General features: G+C 68.0%; 16 protein-coding genes and 1 pseudogene. 9 read left to right on the top strand and 8 right to left on the bottom strand.

Going from position 1 to position 18,644, the window contains the following annotated elements; translation table 11 throughout:
- Positions 1-82 precede the first annotated feature (82 nt).
- The 6 genes from HU735_RS14125 to HU735_RS14100 form a co-directional block, all read right to left on the bottom strand.
- On the bottom strand, positions 83-1,369 hold the full coding sequence (locus HU735_RS14125) for an alginate export family protein (RefSeq protein ID WP_238349819.1): 1,287 nt from the start codon (positions 1,367-1,369) through the stop codon (positions 83-85).
- A gap of 168 nt (positions 1,370-1,537) precedes the next feature.
- Positions 1,538-2,305 (bottom strand): SDR family oxidoreductase, encoded by a 768-nt coding sequence (locus tag HU735_RS14120; RefSeq protein WP_186713996.1) that lies wholly within the window; start codon positions 2,303-2,305, stop codon positions 1,538-1,540.
- Positions 2,302-3,093, bottom strand: coding sequence for an SDR family oxidoreductase (locus HU735_RS14115; protein WP_346655364.1), 792 nt, complete (start codon positions 3,091-3,093; stop codon positions 2,302-2,304). The genes HU735_RS14120 and HU735_RS14115 overlap by 4 nt, the downstream gene beginning before the upstream one ends.
- Entirely contained in the window at positions 3,090-3,908 is an 819-nt protein-coding gene (locus HU735_RS14110) for a molybdenum cofactor biosynthesis F family protein (protein WP_186713995.1), read from the bottom strand. Before HU735_RS14110 ends, HU735_RS14115 begins: the two co-directional genes overlap by 4 nt.
- 76 nt (positions 3,909-3,984) lie before the next feature.
- Positions 3,985-4,644, bottom strand: a complete 660-nt coding sequence (locus tag HU735_RS14105) for a helix-turn-helix transcriptional regulator (protein WP_186713994.1) — start codon at positions 4,642-4,644, stop codon at positions 3,985-3,987.
- A gap of 2 nt (positions 4,645-4,646) precedes the next feature.
- Positions 4,647-6,134, bottom strand: a complete 1,488-nt coding sequence (locus HU735_RS14100; protein ID WP_186713993.1) for an aldehyde dehydrogenase family protein — start codon at positions 6,132-6,134, stop codon at positions 4,647-4,649.
- 287 nt (positions 6,135-6,421) lie between these two features.
- Here HU735_RS14100 and HU735_RS14095 point away from each other — a divergent pair, with 287 nt between their 5' ends.
- From HU735_RS14095 to HU735_RS14065, 7 genes and pseudogenes are all read left to right on the top strand, one after another.
- Positions 6,422-7,591 carry a p-hydroxyphenylacetate 3-hydroxylase oxygenase component gene (locus HU735_RS14095; protein ID WP_186713992.1) on the top strand — a complete coding sequence of 390 codons (1,170 nt, stop codon included), beginning with the start codon at positions 6,422-6,424 and terminating at the stop codon, positions 7,589-7,591.
- 120 nt (positions 7,592-7,711) lie between these two features.
- Positions 7,712-8,218 (top strand): annotated as a pseudogene (locus tag HU735_RS14090) (flavin reductase family protein); the annotation flags it as partial.
- Positions 8,219-8,520: 302 nt separating this feature from the next.
- Positions 8,521-9,867, top strand: a complete 1,347-nt coding sequence (locus tag HU735_RS14085; RefSeq protein ID WP_186713991.1) for a hypothetical protein — start codon at positions 8,521-8,523, stop codon at positions 9,865-9,867.
- A 26-nt stretch (positions 9,868-9,893) separates the two neighbouring features.
- Positions 9,894-12,128: an Ig-like domain-containing protein gene (locus HU735_RS14080; protein ID WP_186713990.1), complete on the top strand. Its 2,235-nt coding sequence runs from the start codon at positions 9,894-9,896 to the stop codon at positions 12,126-12,128.
- A 16-nt stretch (positions 12,129-12,144) separates the two neighbouring features.
- Entirely contained in the window at positions 12,145-12,615 is a 471-nt protein-coding gene (locus HU735_RS14075; protein WP_186713989.1) for a curlin, read from the top strand.
- A gap of 30 nt (positions 12,616-12,645) precedes the next feature.
- Positions 12,646-14,091, top strand: a complete 1,446-nt coding sequence (locus tag HU735_RS14070; RefSeq protein ID WP_186713988.1) for a curlin — start codon at positions 12,646-12,648, stop codon at positions 14,089-14,091.
- A gap of 156 nt (positions 14,092-14,247) precedes the next feature.
- Positions 14,248-14,976 (top strand): thioredoxin family protein, encoded by a 729-nt coding sequence (locus HU735_RS14065; RefSeq protein ID WP_186713987.1) that lies wholly within the window; start codon positions 14,248-14,250, stop codon positions 14,974-14,976.
- A 49-nt stretch (positions 14,977-15,025) separates the two neighbouring features.
- Here the strand turns inward: HU735_RS14065 and HU735_RS14060 are convergent, their stop codons facing one another.
- Positions 15,026-15,907 (bottom strand): LysR substrate-binding domain-containing protein, encoded by an 882-nt coding sequence (locus HU735_RS14060; protein ID WP_186713986.1) that lies wholly within the window; start codon positions 15,905-15,907, stop codon positions 15,026-15,028.
- 158 nt (positions 15,908-16,065) lie between these two features.
- Here HU735_RS14060 and HU735_RS14055 point away from each other — a divergent pair, with 158 nt between their 5' ends.
- Complete coding sequence (locus tag HU735_RS14055) at positions 16,066-16,710, top strand: ankyrin repeat domain-containing protein (RefSeq protein WP_186713985.1); 645 nt, start codon at positions 16,066-16,068, stop codon at positions 16,708-16,710.
- Between the two features lie 48 nt (positions 16,711-16,758).
- Here HU735_RS14055 and HU735_RS14050 read toward each other — a convergent pair whose 3' ends face one another.
- A complete protein-coding gene (locus tag HU735_RS14050) occupies positions 16,759-17,331 on the bottom strand; it encodes a LuxR C-terminal-related transcriptional regulator (protein ID WP_186713984.1) in 573 nt (190 codons plus the stop codon).
- A gap of 134 nt (positions 17,332-17,465) precedes the next feature.
- On the opposite strand from HU735_RS14050, the gene HU735_RS14045 reads away from it, so the two are divergent.
- A complete protein-coding gene (locus tag HU735_RS14045; protein WP_186713983.1) occupies positions 17,466-18,644 on the top strand; it encodes an acetyl-CoA acetyltransferase in 1,179 nt (392 codons plus the stop codon).

Here is an 18,644-nt window from a genome sequence, read left to right as displayed (position 1 = left end):
GGCCGCTCCTACAGGGGATTGCATTCTGCTGTAGGAGCGGCCTTGTGCCGCGAAAGGGGCGCAGGGCGCCCCCGGTACCCCTTCAGAACGGCACCGCCACCGTCAGCTGGCTGTAAACGTTGGTCCCGCTCCCCACCTGGTTGCCGCCATTGCTTTGATCCTTGCGCGGCTTGAACAGCCCCAGCAACGGAGTGACGATCAGGTGCTCGTTGACCGCCCACTCCACATACAGGTCCAGCTCCTGGGCATCCAGGTTCAGGGTGTCGCGGGTGCGTACGGTGTCGAAGTCGAAGAACAGCGCGCCGACGGTGAGATCGTCCCGTGGCGTGGCCTTCAAGCCCACATGGTGGATGCCGCTGTTGGTGTTGAACGGCCCGGCATAGTTGCCGGCGACCTCGCCCTGGATCCAGGTGCCGTAGCCGCTGGACAGGCCGGTGAACAGCAGGTCCCAGCCTGCCGAATAGCGGGTGTAGCGGTAGGTCAGTTGTGGCGCCCAGGGGGCTTCGGCGAAGGTGTAGGCGGCCTCGGCGTACCAGGCGGTCTCGCGGCCGCCGCGCTTGTCCTGCCAGGCATACTCGAAGGCGAAGCGGGTGTTTTCCAGCCCGACGCCACCTTCGCCACGCAGGCTGTACACATCCATGCCTTCACGGGCCTTCTGGAACTCGCTGGCCCACTGGTCGGTCACGTCGATGCCGTGGATATAGGTCAGGCCCAGGGTGCCCAGGTCATGGGTGTAGTCCAGGGTGCCCGCCGCCAGCTCGGTTTCGGCCTGGGCGCGGTTGTCGGACTTGAGCCACAGCACGCTGCCATGCAGCCCCTCCTTGCCGCCCAGGCGCAGCACCGCGGTGCGGTCGAAGGCGTGGCGCGCGCCCAGATAGAAGCCGCCGCCGCGGTTGAGCTGGCCGTCGGCCGGGCCCTTGCCCAGGTTGGGGCCATCGTCGTTGATCAGGAAACCACTGCCCAGGCGGATCACCTGGCGGCCGCCGGACAGGTCCACGCCATCCTTGCCCAGCAGCGGGAACAGGTCGCCCGAGCGCCAGCCCAGGTAGGCGTCCTCGATCTTGGTGGTGCGTTCGGAGCCGTCCTGATTGCCGCCGGCATCGCCGTCGCCCCAGGCACCGGAGCTGACCCAGTTGAGGGCGCCATACAGGGTGCCGTTGCCGCCCAGGCCCTGGTCGCCGCTGAGGCCGTACTTGATGAAGCCCTCGCGCCAGGTCGAGCCGCCGGGAGTGCCGTCGTAGTTGTGGCGGCTGTTGAACATGCCCCAGACCGCGAGCAGGTCGGCGTTCAGGTGGCTGTCGTCGTCGGCGTACAGCTCGTAGGCCGGGCTGGCCTGGCCATGGACCAGCAGGGCCAGGGCCGTGGCCATTGCGGTGCGACGTGGGGTGAGACGCATGGATCGATCCTCGTTTGTTGTGTGCGGTCTTGAGTGCCGCGTCGTTGTGGAGGCAGTGTCGAAAGGCGACGGGCTATTAGCGCGTGGAACGCTGGCGGTGGTCTTGCCCGTGGCTGCCAGGGGTCTTGCATATCACCGCCATCACAGGCTCGCGGCGATCTCAGGCAAGGTGGCGCCGCCGTCGACCACCAGGGTCTGGCCGGTGATGTAGCGGGCGGCATCAGAGGCCAGGAACAGCATCGCCGCGGCGATATCGGCCGGCTCGCCCAGCCGCCCCAGGGGCACGCCGGCGGCGATCCGGGCGTTCAGGGCGGTATCGCCGAGGTTGTCCATGGCCGGTGTGCGCACCATCCCCGGTTCCACGCCGTTGACCCGCACGTTGAACGCCGCCAGTTCCAGCGCGGCATTGCGAATGAAGCCATTGACCCCGGCCTTGGACGCCGCGTAGTGGCTCAGGCCCGGGTAGGCGACCCGGGGTCCGGTCACCGACGAGGTGGCCAGCACGCATCCGCCACCCTGGCGGCGGAACAGCGGCAGGGCGCCCTGGGTGAGCCAGAACAATGCCCCCAGGTTCACCGCCAGGGTGCGCTGCAACAGGGCCGGGTCGATTTCGGTGAATGCGGTGAGCGGGAAGTAGGCGGCGTTGTGCACCAGTACGTCCAGGCGTTGCAGCCCGGCCAGCAAGGCGCGGATCGCGCCGGGGTCGGCCAGGTCGAGCATCTCCCCACGAACCTCGTGGCCCAACGCCAACTGCTCCTCGACCAGGCGCTGCAACACCTGCGGCTCGAGGTCCAGCGCCAGCACCCGGGCGCCGCCACGGGCGAAACCCTCGACGATGGCCTGGCCGATACCGCCCGCCGCGCCGGTGACCAGCACCGTGCGACCTTGGAAGTCGTAGCGCGCGTTCATGCCGACGGCTCCAGGCGGGTGTAGGCCAAAGTCGGCACGTCGACCACGGTCGAACCGCCATCGGCGGTGATCACCGCGCCGGTGACGATGCTGGCCTCGGCGCCGACCAGGAACTGGCACACGGCGGCAATCTCGTCGCTGCTGGCCGGGCGGCGCAGCGGCACGTCGGCGGTGACCCGGCGGTAGGCGGCGTCGAGATCTTCCTGGTAATGATCCATCAATGGCCGCATCTCCTGGTCGGCCATGGGCGTGCGCACCCAGCCCGGGCAGACGCAGTTGACCCGCACGCCGAACGGCCCGTAGTCGCGGGCCAGCGAGCGGGTCAGGCCGATCAGGGCATGCTTGGCGGTGGTGTAGCCGCAGACCTCGGGGCCGGCCGCCAGCGAGGCGATGGAGCCCAGCAGCACCAGGCTGCCGCGCCGCTCGCGCAGCAACGGCAGGCAGGCCCGGGCAGTGTGGAAGGCGCTGTCGAGGTTACTGCGCAGGGCCTCGCCCCAGGCCGCGTCGCTGGTCTGCTCGGCCGGTCCCAGGCCATGGCCGCCGGCGCAGGCGATCACCGCGTCGAGGCCACCGAAGCGGGCGCGAACCTGCTCGATGAAACCCGCCCAGGTGGCGCTGTCGGCGGCGTCGCCGGCCAGCACCAGGCCATTGCACAACTGCGCGACACGCTGCAGCGCTTCACGGCGGCGGCCCACCAGTGCCACCTGCCAGCCCTGGCGAGCCAGGCGCAGGGCGCAGGCTTCACCGATGCCGCTGCCGGCCCCGGTGATCAGCACGCTGCGGCTCACTGCGCAGGCTCCGTGCGGTTGAGCACCCGGCAGTGGGACGACACCGGGAAGTTGGCCAGCGCATCGAAGCCGCCGCCCTGGTAGCCGAAGATCTTGCCGTCGCTGCGGTGCCGCGCCAGGTCGATCATCACCAGGCCCAGGGTGGGCACGATCTTCTCGCACCAGACGAACAGGTACAGCTGTTCGGCGATCTTGTAGTAGTACGCCCGGTCGGTGTCACACAACCCCTGTTCGACGCCCTTGAGGCACTGCCAGCTGTAGTAGTTGGCGTTGAGGTAGATGTGCTCGTACTCCTCGGTGGGGCTGTAGCGGTAGTGGTTGCGCAGGCCGACCAGCTCGGTGGTCGGCGCGTGGGGGCAGGCGCCGGCCTGCCAGGGGCGGTCGAGGCTGCCGTGCAGGAAGCAGGCCTCGACGCCGGTCAGCGCTTCGCCGGCCAGGGCCAGGGCGTACAGGCCGCGCTGGGTGCGGGCCTGGTCGGGCAGGCGGCCGAGCACGGCGGTGAAGGCGTGTTCGAGGGTGTCGAGTACCAGCGACACCGACCAGGCCTGGCCGCCCTCGTGCTTGATGAAATCGACCAGGTAGATGCCGGGGCGCACCGAGGTGGCCCGGTAGCCGGCGCTGCCGCTGCTGTGGCCGTCCGCGGCGCGCCAGTGCAGGCGCTCGCTGTCGAAGCGGTGTTCGATGACCCAGCCATTGGCGAAGTGCAGGGTGAGCGTGCGCCCGGACAGGTCGGCCAGTTGCGGCAGGATGAAGGCCTCGGGCGCGAAGCCGTCGGCGAGGGCACCCACGGTAATCCAGTCGGCGGTGTTGGGCATGGCGGTGACTCCTGTGGTTGGGGTTGCCACAGGGTGCAATGGCGCGCCGGGCGGCGGTATCAACCGGAAGGTTGAGTCACAGGTAGAGGCTGGCTACCAGCTCGGTGCGGTTGCGCACGCCGAGCTTGCGGAACAGGTTGATCAGGTGGGTCTTCACCGTCGGCAGGCCGACGCCCAGGGCGCGGGCGATCAGCTTGTTGCTGCTGCCTTGGCGCAGCAGCTCGGCGATCTGCCGTTCCCGTGGCGTCAGTTCGACGGGTGCGGGCGCGCTCGCCTGCGGCTGGCTGGCCACGGCGAGCTGCATCAGTCCGTGCAGGGGCAATAGGCGTTCGAGTTCGTCGCCGCGAAACTCTCCGAGGCTGGCGCAGCGCAGCAGCGAGACGCCGGCCACGGGGCGGCCATCGGCCTGGGCGATGATCTCGACCACGTCCACTACCTGATGCTGCGCGAGGAAACGCCGGTAGGTCTGGCCCTGCGCTTCGGGCAGGCAGTCCAGGCCCTGGCGCAGCGACACCACCGGGCGGCCGATGGCCAGGCAGCGCCCGGGCTGCAGCGGGTCGAAAGCCCGGTAGTGCTCGAGGTAGCGGGCATGCATCGGTGCCTGCAGGTCCTGCAACAGGAAGTCGCAGGCCTGCTGCCCGGCATCGATGCGATAGAACGCCGCCAGCGAGGCCGGTACCTGCTGGCTGAAGGCCTGCAGGCAGTAGCGGCCCAGGTCGTGGTTGGCGCGGGTCATGGTCAGTAGCGGATCATCACCGACTTCAGCTCGGTGAAGTCGTCGATGAACGCCGAGCCGAACTCGCGGCCGACACCCGAGGCCTTGATGCCGCCGAACGGCACCGCCGGGTCGAGCAGGGTGTGCATGTTGACCCACAGGGTCCCGGCCTGGATTTGCGGGATCAGGCGCATGGCCTTGCCCAGGTCGTTGGTCCACAGGCTCGCGCTCAGGCCGTAGGGCGAGGCGTTCATCAGGTGGATCAGTTCGTCCTCGTGGTCGTAGGGCAGGAAGGTCGCCACCGGGCCGAAGGTTTCCTGGTTGAGCAGGGTGTCGCCCGCGTTGTTGGCGAGGATGACGGTGGGCTCGACGAAGCAGCCCGGGCCGTCGCCGAGGCGACCGCCATGGACGATGCGGTTGCCCTCGGCACGGGCGGTGGCGAACAGCTCGCCGAGCTTCTGCTGGTGCGGCTTGTTGGCTACCGGGCCGAACTGGGTGGTTTCGTCCAGGGGCGAGCCGATCTTCAGCTGACCCAGGCGCTGGGACAGGGCTTCAAGCAGCGGATCGAGGCGCGAGCGATGGACGTAGAAGCGCTCGCCGGCGGCGCAGATCTGCCCAGAGTGCAGGAAGCCGGCCTCGATGATGCCGTCCACCGCCTTGTCGACGGCGACGTCGGGCAGGAACGCCACCGCGTTCTTGCCGCCCAGCTCCAGGGTCGCCCGGGTCAGCTTGGCGCCCATGGCCGCCTGGCCGACGGCGATGCCGGTGGGCACGGAACCGGTGAACGACACCTTGTCGGTGCCGGGGTGTTCGACCAGCGCCTTGCCCACCAGGCCGCCGCCGGTCAGCACATTTAGCGCGCCCGGCGGCAGGCCGGCTTCGCTGGCCAGCTCGGCGATGCGCAGCAGGGTCAGCGGGGTGAACTCGCTGGGCTTGAGCACGATGCTGCAGCCGGTGGTCAGGGCCGAGGCCAGTTTCCACAGGGCGATCATGGTGGCGAAGTTCCACGGCACGATGCCCACCACCACGCCCACCGGCTCGCGCAGGGTGAAGGCGTTGTAGCGTTCGCCGGCGAAGGAGGGCAGGGATGGGGTGATGGTCTGGCCGGTGATCTTGGTGGCCCAGCCGGCGTAATAGCGCAGGAAGTGCGCGGCTTGCTCCACCTCGAAGGCGCGGGCGATGCCGATCAGCTTGCCCGACTGCAGGGTTTCCAGCTGGGCCAGCTCCTCGCGGTTGGCCTCGAGCAGGTCGGCCAGGCGGAACAACACCGCGGCACGGTTGGCGGGGCTGGTGCGCGACCAGCTGGCAAAGCCCTGGCGGGAGGATTCGACGGCGCGCTCGACGTCGGCCAGGTTGGCATCGGCGACCTGGGCGATGGCTTCGCCGTTGGCTGGGTTGTGCACGGTGATGCGGGCGCTGGATTGGCTGGCGACCGATACACCATGGATGTACAGACCGTGGTCGCGGGCCAGGAAAGCGCTGACGCTGGGGAGGAGGGCGATGTCGCTCATGGCAGTGCTCCGGGTGGTTTGCCGAGGGCTTCGTGGGAGCGGGCTTGCCCCGCGATGGGCCGCGTCGCGGCCCGATTTCCCCCAGCTTAAAGCGCAACACACTGGTGATCTTGTCTGCCCATGCCGCCCCCATGACCCTGCCTGCCAAGCGCCACGAAAAGTGCAATCCGAGGTGCGGAAGTTGCATTTTCCACCTCGGCCACGGCTCCCATACTGAACCGGCATTCATCAGCGAGCGGCTCCTTCCAGGCAGCGTTCGCCAGGGTCCAATAACAATGAGCCAGACCATGAAAAAGCCAAACTCCCTGCTCGAAGACCTCAAGCCCCTGTTGCCGGCCATCGCCGCCCGCGCCGACCAGGCCGAGCGCGAGCGCAGCGTGCCCGCCGAGAACATCGCCGCGCTCAAGGCCATCGGCCTGCACAAGGCCTTCCTGCCCAGGCATTACGGCGGCCTGGAAATCAGCCTGCCGCAGTTCGCCGAATGCATCGCCGCGCTGGCCGGTGCCTGCGCCAGCACCGCCTGGGCGATGAGCCTGCTGTGCACCCACAGCCATCAGCTGGCGATGTTCCCGGCACGCTTGCAGGACGAGATCTGGGGCCGTGACCCGGACGCCACCGCCAGTAGCAGCATTGCGCCGTTCGGCCGTACCGAAGAGGTCGAGGGCGGTGTGCTGTTCAGCGGCGAGATGGGCTGGAGCAGCGGCTGCGACCACGCCGAGTGGGCGATCATGGGCTTTCGCCGGGCCAACCCTGAAGGCGGCCAGGACTACTGCTTCGCCGTGCTGCCGCGCAGCGACTACCAGATCCGCGACGACTGGTTCGCCGCCGGCATGCGCGCCAGTGGCAGCCGCACGCTGATCGTCGAGCGCGCCTTCGTGCCCGAGCACCGTATCCAGAAAGCCAGGGACATGATGGAGGGACAGTCCGCAGGTTTCGGGCTGTACTCGGACAGCGCGATCTACTTCAACCCGTACCGGCCGTACTTCGCCAGCGGGTTCTCCACGGTCAGCCTGGGCGTCGCCGAGCGCATGCTCGAGGTCTTCAGGGACAAGACCCGCAACCGCGTGCGCGCCTACACCGGCGCCGCCGTCGGCGCGGCAACCCCGGCGCTGATGCGCCTGGCCGAGTCCACCCACCAGGTCGCCGCGGCGCGGGCGCTGCTGGAAAAAAGCTGGGAGCAGATCGCCGAGTACAGCGCCCGGCACCAATACCCGACCCGCACGGAACTGACGTACTGGCGCACCAACCAGGGCTATGCGGTCAAGCTGTGCATCCAGGCCGTGGATCGGCTGATGGAGGCGGCCGGCGGCGGCGCCTGGTTCGACGGTAACGAGCTGCAGCGGCTGTTCCGCGATGCGCACATGACCGGCGCGCATGCCTACACCGACTACGACGTCTGCGCGCAGATCCTCGGGCGCGAGCTGATGGGGCTGGAGCCGGACCCGGCGATGACCTGATCTGCAACCGATAAACATGGACGGAACAACGTGGGAGCGGGCTTGCCCCGCGATAGCGCTCGACCAGACAAGCCCGCGCCCGCAAACCGACCCAGCCCGATAACAATGACGGAGCCTTGCATGTCCACTCCCTTCGATAGCCGCGCCTTCCGCCGCGCCCTGGGCAACTTCGCCACCGGCGTCACCGTGATCACCGCCGCCGACGCCTCGGGGCGCAAGGTCGGCGTCACCGCCAACAGCTTCAACTCGGTATCCCTCGATCCGCCGCTGGTGCTCTGGAGCATCGACAAACGCTCAGGCAGCCATGCGGTGTTCGAAGCTGCCGGGCACTTCGCGGTGAACGTGCTGGCCGCCGACCAGATCGACCTGTCCAACACCTTTGCCCGCCCCAGCGAAGACCGCTTCGCCGGAATCGAACACGAGACCGGAGAGGGTGGGGCGCCCTTGCTGCCAGGCTGCGCAGCGCGTTTTCGCTGCGAGAAGTTCCAGCAGATCGATGGCGGCGATCACTGGATCCTCCTCGGCCGGGTGCTGGCCTTCGACGATTTGGGTGGCTCGCCACTGCTCTATCACCAGGGTGCGTATTCCAGGGTCCTGCCGCACACGCTGATGGAGCGTCGTACCGAGAGGTAGCGTATTCAAGGCGTTCGCTGCACGCCTTGTAACGCCGGCCAGATTGAGCACCACGCGCACAGCGCTCGATCTGACCGGCGCACAAGCCCTTGCGGTGAATACCTCGCCACCCTGGCCCCATTCCCCAATGCTGGGTCCACCCGCCCATCCGCAACACTTCCCCGGATCCGGGTCAGGTACGCTGGAACCCTTGCTCCAGAGCCATTTCTCAACGCCATGGGAAACCTGGCACAACAGTTGCCGATGCCTCTGCAGACGCCCCAACCCATGGGCCCGTTTGCAGGAGGAAGCAACTCATGCACCGACCGACTCCCCACCCGCTGGCCGTGGCGATCTTCGCCGGTCTGCTCCAGCTACCGGCCCAGGCTGCGCTGTATGCGGTCGACAGCGGCCCGTATACCTTGCCCACCGGCAAGTTCCCCGCCTGGTACCAGGACAGCCATGGCCGAGTGCTCGACCTGTGCCTGTCCAAGGCGGTCAGTTCGCGGGTCGCCGGTGCTCCCGGCGCGCCTTCGTACATGTGCACGCTGCTGCCCACCCCCGGGGTGTTCGACGACACCCAGCCGATCGTCTTCCCCAGCAACTTCCCCGACGAGGCCTTCTGGTTCACCGCCGACGCCGCCATCGTCGATGCCGCCCGCGGCATCGACCTGAGCTTCGGCTCGGCCATCGAGGCGGCCTTCGCCGCCGAGGAACCGGTGGATGGCGACCAGGTCAGCTTCGCCCGGGTGCGCATCCGCGTCGATGTGCCGGTGGCCGGCACCTACACCATCACCCATCCCTACGGCGTCGACGTGTTCGACGTGCCGGCAGGAGGGCGCCGGGCGATCAACATGACCCGCGACATCGGCATCGGCTCTCCCGGCGACTACAGCGGTGCGCTCAAAGGCGACGTCGGGCCGTTCCTGCGCAGTGTCAACGGCCCCTACAGCGAAACCAACCCGGGCACCGGCGCCAGCGAACGCTACATCGGCGACCCGAACCTGGAAGAGCCGGTCACCGGCAGCCCGTTCAACACCAACTTCGTGCGCATCGAGGGCCCCAACGGCATCGACCTGCGCACCGAGCTGTTCGCCATCTCCGGCAAGCTGTCCACGGTCAACCGCCCGACGCCGTTGATCCCGCAGCGCAGCACCTACTCGCGGCACACCGTCAACGGCGACCTGCGCGCCCAGCAGGATGTATTCGTCATGGCGCCGCCGGCGCCGGCCACGGTCACCCTGACCAGCCAGACGCCGAGCCTGCCCCTGGGCGAGGCCAACGGCACCGGCGCCTGGTACGCCCAGTCGGCGCTCAATCCAACCCTGCCGCTGACCCTGCAGGTGACCGCCGACAACAGCCTGGCCATCGCCACCAGCACGCCGACCAGCGCCGCCATGCCGCTGACCGACCTGGTGACCATCAGCCGCGCCGAATACAGCCTGGCCAGCGGCCAGCTGACCCTGGTCGCCAGCAGCAGCGACGAGACCAGCCCGCCCGCACTCACCGCCCGCACCGGCAACGGCGCGCTGATCGGCAACCTGAGCGGCAACGGCGCGGTCAAGTCCCTGACCACCGGGCTGTCACCCATCCCGCCAGCGCAGGTGCAAGTCACCAGCAGCCACGGCGGCAGCGACAACGAAGACGTGGTGCTGGTGCCATGAACAGACACCGCCTTCAAGGAGGCCGCATGAATACTTGGTCGCGTCGGGCGCTGTGCGCCGCCGGTTTCACCCTTACCGTCAGCAGCGCGGCCTGGGCCGCCCTGAGCGAGGTCGATCCCGGCCCCTACACCTTCGCCACCGGGGGTTACCCGATGTGGTACAAGGACGCCAACAACCTTGCCCTGGAGCTGTGCCAGTCACGCGCCACCAGCTCGCGGGCACCGGGTGCGCCGGGTGCCCCGGCCTACATGTGCACGCTGCTGCCCGAGCCCGGGGTCTACGACGACGCCCTGCCGCTGGTGTTCCCGGACAACTGGCCGCCGGAGATGTTCTGGTTCCTGGCCGAGACCGAGATCCCGCAGGTGGGCAACAGCGGCTACGAGCTGGAGGTCTATGTCGCCGGCCTCGAGGCGGCCTTCGCCGCCGAGAACCCGGTCAACGGCGACCAGCAGAGCTTCGCCCGCATCCGCATCCGCGCCTCGGTGCCGCGCACCGGCACCTACACCATCACCCACCCGTTCGGGGTCGAGACAGTCAACGTGACCACCGCCGGCCGACGGGCGATCAACATCACCCGCGACATCGGCATCGGCGCGCCGGGCAACTTCAGCGGCGCCCTGAACGGCAACCTCGGCCCGTTCCTGCGCGGCGTCGGCGGCCCGTACACCGAGGTCAACCCGGACACCGGCGCCACCGAGACCTTCGTCGGCGACCCGAACATCACCGAGGCGGTGACCGGCAGCCCGAACAACACCAACTTCGTGCGCATCCAGGGCCCGGCGGGCACCATCCAGACCAACGTCTTCACCGTCTCCGGCAAGGTCCTCGACCAGCGCCAGCAGACCCCGGTGACGCTGGAGCGCGCCACCTACCAGCGCAACGCCGCCGGCACCCGCGTCGAGGTCTTCGCCAAGGCGCCGAACAGCGCCAGTCTGTGCCTGCGCAACGGCCTGGCGCTGATCGGCTCGCCGCCTTCACCGTGCCAGTTCAGCATGCTCGCCGACAACAACGGGCTGTTCTTCAGCCAGCAGCTGAGCCAGGCCGTGCCACCCTCGGTGGTGGTGGTCACCGCCAGCAGCCCGGCCGGCACCACGCGGCCGACGGCGCTGTCGAGCAAGCTCAGCGACGTGGTCAAGGTCGCCACCGCGCGCTACGACTGGGCCGCCAAGCGCCTGCTGGTCGAGGCCCGCTCCAGCGATGAGGTGGTGGTGCCCGACCTGCTGGTGCAGGGCTTCGGGCGCATGTCCAAGTCCGGCGTGCAGCAGAGCCTGACGGTCAACGACCTGGCCCAGCCACCCGCCAGCATCACCGTCAAGTCGGCCCACGGCGGTATCGACGTGGAGCCGGTGGTGGTGGTCGGCAATGCCCCGGTGCCAACCGAGAACCAGGCCCCCGTGGCCCAGGCCGACAGCGGCAGCACCAGTGTCGGGGTGCCGATCACCCTCAACCTGCTGGCCAACGACAGCGACCCGGACGGCAACGTGCCGTTGAGCATCACCGACCTTACCCAGCCGGGCACCGGCCTGGGCGGCGTGGTGCTCAACGGCACCACCGCGGTGACCTACACCCCGCCGACCGGCGCCACCGCGCCCGTGGTGGCGACCTTCAGCTACCGCGCCCAGGACGCCAAGGGACTGAAGTCGACCCCGGCCACGGTGACCGTCAACGTCGCGCCGAACCGTCCACCAAGCGCGGTGGCCGACAGCGTCGCCACCCTCGGCGTGCCCGTGACCATCAACGCCCTGGCCAACGACACCGACCCGGAAGGCAACCTGCCGCTGACCATCGCCAGCGTCACCCAGCCGACCCCGGCCGGGCGCGGCACGGTCAGCACTGACGGCAACGTGATCACCTACACGCCACCGGCCACGGTGAGCGCGGCGTTCACCACCAGCTTCAGCTACGTCGCCCGTGACTCGATCGGCGCCACCTCGACGCCCGGCACGGTCACCGTGCAGGTGTCGCCACGGCCGGCCCAGGAAACCTTCGCGGTCACCGCGGCGACGGTCACGGCGCGCTCGAACAACCGCTTCAACTGGGATATCAGCGGCACGTCCTCGGTGACCACCGGCAACACCATCACCGTGCGCGTGACCACCACCACCGGCGTGCAGACCCTCGGTACCACCACCGTGCCGGTCACCGGCCGCTGGCGCCTGACGGTGAGCAACAGCACGACCCTGGTGCCCACCGCCGCGCCGACCGCCACGGTGACCAGCAGCCAGGGCACCACGCGCACGGTCAACGTGGTGGTGCAGTAAACCCCGGAGGGATGCCATGAACGCCCTGTACCCACTGCTGCTGAGCCTGGCCCTCACCGGCCAGGCCCTGGCCGACGACCTGATGGACAACGCCGACCTCGCCGCCGGCAGCGACCTTGGCGCACCGATGGTACTGCGCCTGCTACCGACCGGTGCCGGCCAGGTGGCGGTGATCGAGCAGCTGGGCACGGGCAACCGCGCCGCCCTCGACCAGAACGGCCAGGCCCTGCTGGGCCGGATCGTCCAGGCCGGGAGCGCGCAGGAAGCGTACATCCTGCAGGAAGGCAGCGACCTTTCGGCCGCGATCAGCCAGCAGGGCCAGGGCAACAACGCCACGATCCGCCAGACCGGCAGCGACAACAGCGCCGCCATCGAGCAGATCGGCAACCACAACAGCGCCACCATCGACCAGCGCGGCACGGGGCTGAACAGCACCGTGACCCAGGCCGGCAACGGCCAGCAGGTCCATGTCAGCCAATACCGCTAGGCCCAACACGACAGATCTGGAGGCAACACCATGCACAAGCTCGCCCCCCTGAGCGCTGCCATCGTCCTGGCCCTTGCCGGCCAGGCCATGGCCGACGACAGCATCTCGACCCAGTCCCAGCAGGGCAACCAGAACATCGCCGAGGTCAAGCAGAGCCAGGCGCCGTTCGCCTCGGCCACGCAGGACCAGGCCGGCCACGACCACAACCACATGGCGCTGCAGGACAACAGCACCAGCCATATCCAGCAGAGCGCCACCGGCTCGTTCAATGCCGGCTACGCCGAGCAGCTGTACGAGAACGGCAGCCAGATCACCCAGCAGTCCGGCGGCAGCCTCAACGACGCCTTCGCCAGCCAGTCGGTGGGCGAGAACAACGAGTCCCTGCAGATCCAGCTGGGCAGCGGCAACCGCTCGGTCATCTGGCAGGACACCCAACTGGGCAGCCAGGCCACCACCCTGCAATCGGGCCATGGCAACGACGCCACGGTCGAGCAGCTGTTCGGTGGCAGCAACAACAAGAGCGTGATCATGCAGGGCGGCACCGGCAACCAGGCGGCCGCCGAGCACATGACTCACCAGGACGGCGATATCGCGATCTACCAGGAGGGCAAGCAGAACTGGGCCTATGGCGACCAGCGCGACGGCCTGGGCGGGACCATCGGCATCGACCAGTACGGCACCGGCAACTCGGTGGAGGTGTGGCAGGATAACCAGGCCGCCAGCCAGGCCAGCGTGTACCAGAATGGCCAGGCCAACGAAGGCTACATCGACCAGAGCTTCGGCCAGGGCAACAGCGCCGGCCTCAGCCAGACCGGCCGCGGCAACGCCAGCTGGTCGGACCAGTACGAGACCAACCAGGCGGTGACCAGTATTTCGCAGGTAGGCAACAACAACCTGCATTTCACCTACCAGACCGGCGACAACCACAGCCTGACCATCAGCACGGCGGGCAATGCCAACAAGATCATGGCCAGCAACTGGAAGGGCGAAAAATCCGGTGGGCAGTTCGGCGTCGGGCAGCAGGCACAGATCAACCAGACCGGTAATGGCAACGGCGTCAACATCACCCAGGAAGGCAACGCCCAGGTCGCGCGGCTGGACCAGAACGGCAACCGCAACCAGATGGAAACCCGCCAGGCCGACAGCAACAACGAGCTGTACTTCGAGCAGAACGGCAGCGACAACCTGCTCATCGCCGACCAGCGCGGCACCGCCAACTACGCCGAAGGCCTGGCCGCCGGCAATGGCGGCAGCATCACCCTCGACCAGTCGGGCAGTGGCAACCAGAGCTACACCTACCAGCTGTACGGCAATGGCAACGAGGCCACCATCAAGCAGACCGACGTGGCCAACCTTGCCTACGTGACCCAGGGTGGCAACGGCAACCAGGCGTTCGTCGACCAGAGCGGCGCAAGCCAGACCGCCACCATCACCCAGTATGGCAATGCCAACTCGGCGACTGTGACCCAACAGTAACGGGCTCCCCCCTTGGACCGCGGTGTTTGCTCTCCCTGGCGCCGCGGTTCCTTTTTCCCGGTGTGCGTGACCATCCGTCGGTAACGGCACAAGGCCTGTCGAAACATTCGCTAGCTGTTCGACCACCTGGTGAACCCCCAGCGTGGAGTCACGCCCATGAGCCATCCCATCCCCAAGCATGCCGTGGTCACGCGCAGCCAGTGGCTTGCCGCCCGCCAGCAGCTCTGGCTGCACGAGAAAGCCTTCACCCATCAACGCGATGAACTCGCCGCCGCCCGCCGCGCCTTGCCCTGGGTGCGGGTGGAACAGGACTATCGATTCCACGGCCCGCACGGCGAGCTGGGCCTGACCGAGCTGTTCGCCGGACGCAGCCAGTTGCTGGTCTATCACTTCATGTTCGCCGAAGGCTGGAACGAAGGCTGTCCGGGCTGTTCGTTCCTCGCCGACCACTTCGACGGCGCCAACCTGCACCTGGCCCACCATGACGTGTCGCTGGTGGCGGTGTCGCGGGCGCCCTATGCCGAGTTCCAGGCGTTCCGCCAGCGCATGGGCTGGCGCTTCCCGTGGTTCTCCTCGCATGGCAGCCCCTTCAACCAGGACTTCGGGGTCAGTGTCGCCACCGACGGCAGCGCCCAGTACAACTACGAACCCTATGCCGGCAACGAGGCGGAGCTGCCCGGGCTGAGCGCGTTCTACCGGGATGCCGACGGCAGCCTGTACCATACCTATTCCACCTATGCCCGGGGGCTGGACATCCTGGTCAACGCCTACAACTTCCTCGACCTGGCGCCACTGGGGCGCAACGAGGAGGGGACGATGGACTGGGTACGGCATCATGATCGCTATGACGGTGCCCAGGAAAAACCCCACTGCTGCGGGGAATGAAAAGACGCCCTCGCGGGGTACGTCGCATCAAGGCCCCGCGAGGGCGGCATCAGATCGCCCGCAGCGCCAGCAACTCCGTCAGCACCTCGGCCAGCGCCTTGACCATCACGTCCGCCGTCGGCCGATGCACGATCACGATCTCGTAGCTGTCCACGTCAGGCAGTCCCTGCTCGGCACCCAGCACCCGGTGCTCGGCCAGCGCCGCGCGTGGAGGAAGCAGGCTGATGCCCATGCCATCGGCCACCGCCGCCTGGATCCCGCTGAGGCTGGAACTGGTGAAGCTGATGCGCCAGCGCCGGCCCATGCCTTCGATCGCACTGATCATGTCGTCGCGGTACAGCCCGCGTGGCGGAAAGGTCACCAGCGGAATCGGGTCGAGTTCAAAGGACGGCGTGCGTACGCTGTCGATCCACTGCAACCGCTCCGGCCAGCAGGCCACGCCCTCGCGGCTGTTGCGCCGCTGCTTGAGCAGCACCAGGTCGAGCTCGCCGTTGTCGTAGGCCTGGCTGAGGTCGCGGCACAGGCCGCTGGTAACCTCCAGCTTGACCTGCGGGTGGCGCCGGCTGAACGCGGACAGCGCGTTGGTGGTGCGTCCGCCGACGAAATCCTCCGGCACCCCCAGGCGCACGGTGACGCCGACCATGGCCCCGGCCAGGGCTTCGAGCATCTGGTCGTTCAAGGCCAGCATGTGCCGGGCATAGCCGAGCAAGGTCTGCCCGGCATCGGTGGGCAGCACGTCGCGGTTGCCACGCACCAGCAGGCGGTGGCCGACCATGTCTTCGAGGCGGCGGACCTTCTGGCTGATGGTCGACTGGGTGGAGTGCAGCCGTGCGGCGGCGGTGGTGAAACTGCCGCAATCGGCCACCACGACGATGGCGCGCAGCAGGTCGAGGTCGAACAGGGCCCTATTCGGTTTTACGCTGGAAGACATCTCGGTATTCGGCTTCTGAATGACAAGCCTGACTTCTACCATGGGTGCCGGTACCCGGCAACATGCGCAAATACACTGGGTTGCATCCAGATAATTCACTTCTGCTACAACCACCAGGGCCCTACATTGGAACTTCGTCGCACAAGGAACCGATGCCCATGCGCCTGCCGTTCGCCGCCTTGCTGTTGAGCCTGAGCCTTGCCACCCATGCCGAGACCACGACCATGAACACCGCCTTGCTCGATGCCGCCCAACGGGGTGATGCGCCAGTCGTGCGCCAGTTGCTGGAGCAGGGCGCACCGCCGGACATCCGCGACGAGCAGGGCCAGACCGCGCTCTTGGTGGCGACCCATGCCAACCAGGTGGATGTGGCCAAGGCGCTGATCGAGGCCGGGGCCGACGTCAACGCCAAGGACAACATCCACGACAGCCCCTACCTGTATGCCGGCGCCCGCGGGCTGAACGACATCCTGCGCCTGACCCTGGCCCATGGCGCCGACCTGAGGAGTACCAACCGCTACGGCGGCACCGCGCTGATCCCGGCGGCCGAGCGTGGCCACGTCGAGACCGTGCAACTGCTGATCGATGCCGGCGTCGACGTGAACCACCTCAACCGCCTGCACTGGACCGCGCTGCTCGAGGCGGTGATCCTCGGCGATGGCGGCCCGCGGCATGTGGAGATCGTACGCCGGCTGCTGGCGGCCGGGGCAGATCCACGGATCGCCGACAAGGATGGCGTGACCGCGCTGGAGCATGCCCGCCAGCGCGGATACCAGGAGATGGTGGCCCTGCTGCAAAGGTAGGTCCGTTCAGGCAAGCAGACCTGTTTGCGGGCTGCTGATGACCCGCATTCAGCTGATGAAAATGATCTTCGACACCAACTCGGCGCTGTTCTTCGCCTGCAATTTCTTCATCAGCCGTGCCCGGTGCACTTCCACCGTCCGATGCGAGATCCCCAACCGCCGCGCCACCTCCTTGCAGGTCAGCCCATTGACGATATGCAACGAAATCTCGCGCTCACGCGGCGTCAGTTGCACCGTGGGCGCCGGCTGCCGGTCGAGCCGTTCGAAATGCCAGATCATCAGCTTGAACGGATCCTCCGCCGTCAGCGTGAAGCCCTGGGCCCGGGCCCAGAACACCTCGCCATTGCGGTGCTGCATGAAGCGTTCGTCGGAGTAGAAGGCGCCCAGCCCGTTGCGCAGCCAGTGCTCGCTACGTTCGCCGATGCTCTGGTAATCGGCATGGGACGGGTAGAGCAGCAAGGTCAGGTGCCCGCGCAGTTCTTCGCGGGTATAGCCGAACAGCCGGGCGAAGGCCTCGTTGCAGTCGAGCATGCGCCGGTGGCCGGTGATCAGCTGTGGCGCCGGTGAAACCCGGAACGCCAGGCGTTCGAGGTCAGGGGAGGCGAGGGTGGGTACGGTCATCAGGCTTCCTGCCTTGGGGTCATGTCCCGTACGGCTCACTACTTACTCGCGTACGTAGTTGCCCCAACTAGCGTGGGATTCGGGTACTGCCACATTGTATGCAATACCCGCTTCAAGGACAGAAGAAAATCACCATGCTCCACGATTCCATCTCCATCGTTGCCGCCGCGCACAGTCCCTTCGGCCGCCTGGATGGCCTGAACCTCGAGGACCTGATCGTCCAGGTCACCCGCGATGCCCTGCAGGACGCGGCCATCGACGCCGCCGAGATCGATGCGTTGTTCCTCGGCCACTTCAACTCGGGCCTGGTGGCCGACGGCTTCCCGGCTTCACTGATGCTGCAGGCCGACCCGCAACTGCGCTTCAAGCCCGCCACCCGTTGCGAGAATGCCTGCGCCTCGGGCTCGGCGGCGATCCAGGCCGGGATCAACGCGATCCGCAGTGGCGCGGCCGAGCTGGTGCTGGTGGTCGGCGCGGAGAAGATGACCGGCAACAGCACGGTCGAGGTCACCCGGGCGCTGGCCGGCGCCGGCTACCAGAATGCCCTGGCGGAGGCCGGACTGAGCTTCGCCCAGCTGTTCGGCCAGGTGGCGCAGCAGTACACCGAGCGCTACCACAGCCCGTTGGCGTCGATGGCGGCCATCGCCGTGAAGAACCATGCCAACGCCATGGCCAACCCGTTGGCGCAGATGCACCGGGTGATGGACTTCGAACACTGCAACCAGGTGTCGCCGGGTAACCCGCTGATCGCCGCACCCCTGCGCCTGACTGACTGCTCGCTGATCAGCGACGGCGCGGCGGCGATCGTCCTGGCCTCGCCCGAGCGCGCCCGCTCGATGCGCCGCCAGGTGGCGATTCGCTCGATGGTCCAGGTCAACGACTTCCTGCCGCTGTCGCGTCGCGACATGCTGGCCTTCGAGGGGCCGCAACGGGCCATCCACGGGGCGTTGCGCGAGGCGGGGGTGACCCTGAACGACCTGAGCTTCGCCGAGGTGCACGACTGTTTCACCATCGCCGAACTGCTGATCTACGAGGCCATGGGCCTGGCACCAAGGGGCGAAGGGCACCGGGCACTGGACGACGGCATCGTGCGCCAGGGCGGGCGCTTGCCGGTGAACCTGTCCGGCGGGCTCAAGGCCAAGGGCCATCCGGTGGGCGCCACCGGGGTGTCGATGCATGCCCTGGGCTTCGCCCAGCTGACCGGCAAGCCCATCGGCCTGGGCGTGCCCAACGCCGAGTTCGGCCTGCTGTTCAACATGGGTGGCATGGCGGTGGCCAACTATGCCAGCGTGCTGCAAGCGGTCAGGGTCTGA

This window comes from Pseudomonas sp. BW16M2, assembly GCF_014268865.1.
In the GTDB taxonomy this organism is placed as follows: Bacteria; Pseudomonadota; Gammaproteobacteria; order Pseudomonadales; family Pseudomonadaceae; genus Aquipseudomonas; species Aquipseudomonas peradeniyensis.
The sequence above is the reverse complement of the archived record's forward strand: the minus strand, read 5'-3'. Positions and strand labels throughout refer to the sequence as shown.

Coding starts and splice junctions, on each gene's coding strand:
- HU735_RS14125 (WP_238349819.1), bottom strand. CDS start 1,369: ATGGCCACGGCCCTGGCCCTGCTGGTCCATGGCCAGGCCAGCCCGGCC.
- HU735_RS14120 (WP_186713996.1), bottom strand. CDS start 2,305: ATGAACGCGCGCTACGACTTCCAAGGTCGCACGGTGCTGGTCACCGGC.
- HU735_RS14110 (WP_186713995.1), bottom strand. CDS start 3,908: ATGCCCAACACCGCCGACTGGATTACCGTGGGTGCCCTCGCCGACGGC.
- HU735_RS14105 (WP_186713994.1), bottom strand. CDS start 4,644: ATGACCCGCGCCAACCACGACCTGGGCCGCTACTGCCTGCAGGCCTTC.
- HU735_RS14100 (WP_186713993.1), bottom strand. CDS start 6,134: ATGAGCGACATCGCCCTCCTCCCCAGCGTCAGCGCTTTCCTGGCCCGC.
- HU735_RS14095 (WP_186713992.1), top strand. CDS start 6,422: ATGAAAAAGCCAAACTCCCTGCTCGAAGACCTCAAGCCCCTGTTGCCG.
- HU735_RS14085 (WP_186713991.1), top strand. CDS start 8,521: ATGCACCGACCGACTCCCCACCCGCTGGCCGTGGCGATCTTCGCCGGT.
- HU735_RS14080 (WP_186713990.1), top strand. CDS start 9,894: ATGAATACTTGGTCGCGTCGGGCGCTGTGCGCCGCCGGTTTCACCCTT.
- HU735_RS14075 (WP_186713989.1), top strand. CDS start 12,145: ATGAACGCCCTGTACCCACTGCTGCTGAGCCTGGCCCTCACCGGCCAG.
- HU735_RS14070 (WP_186713988.1), top strand. CDS start 12,646: ATGCACAAGCTCGCCCCCCTGAGCGCTGCCATCGTCCTGGCCCTTGCC.
- HU735_RS14065 (WP_186713987.1), top strand. CDS start 14,248: ATGAGCCATCCCATCCCCAAGCATGCCGTGGTCACGCGCAGCCAGTGG.
- HU735_RS14060 (WP_186713986.1), bottom strand. CDS start 15,907: ATGTCTTCCAGCGTAAAACCGAATAGGGCCCTGTTCGACCTCGACCTG.
- HU735_RS14055 (WP_186713985.1), top strand. CDS start 16,066: ATGCGCCTGCCGTTCGCCGCCTTGCTGTTGAGCCTGAGCCTTGCCACC.
- HU735_RS14050 (WP_186713984.1), bottom strand. CDS start 17,331: ATGACCGTACCCACCCTCGCCTCCCCTGACCTCGAACGCCTGGCGTTC.
- HU735_RS14045 (WP_186713983.1), top strand. CDS start 17,466: ATGCTCCACGATTCCATCTCCATCGTTGCCGCCGCGCACAGTCCCTTC.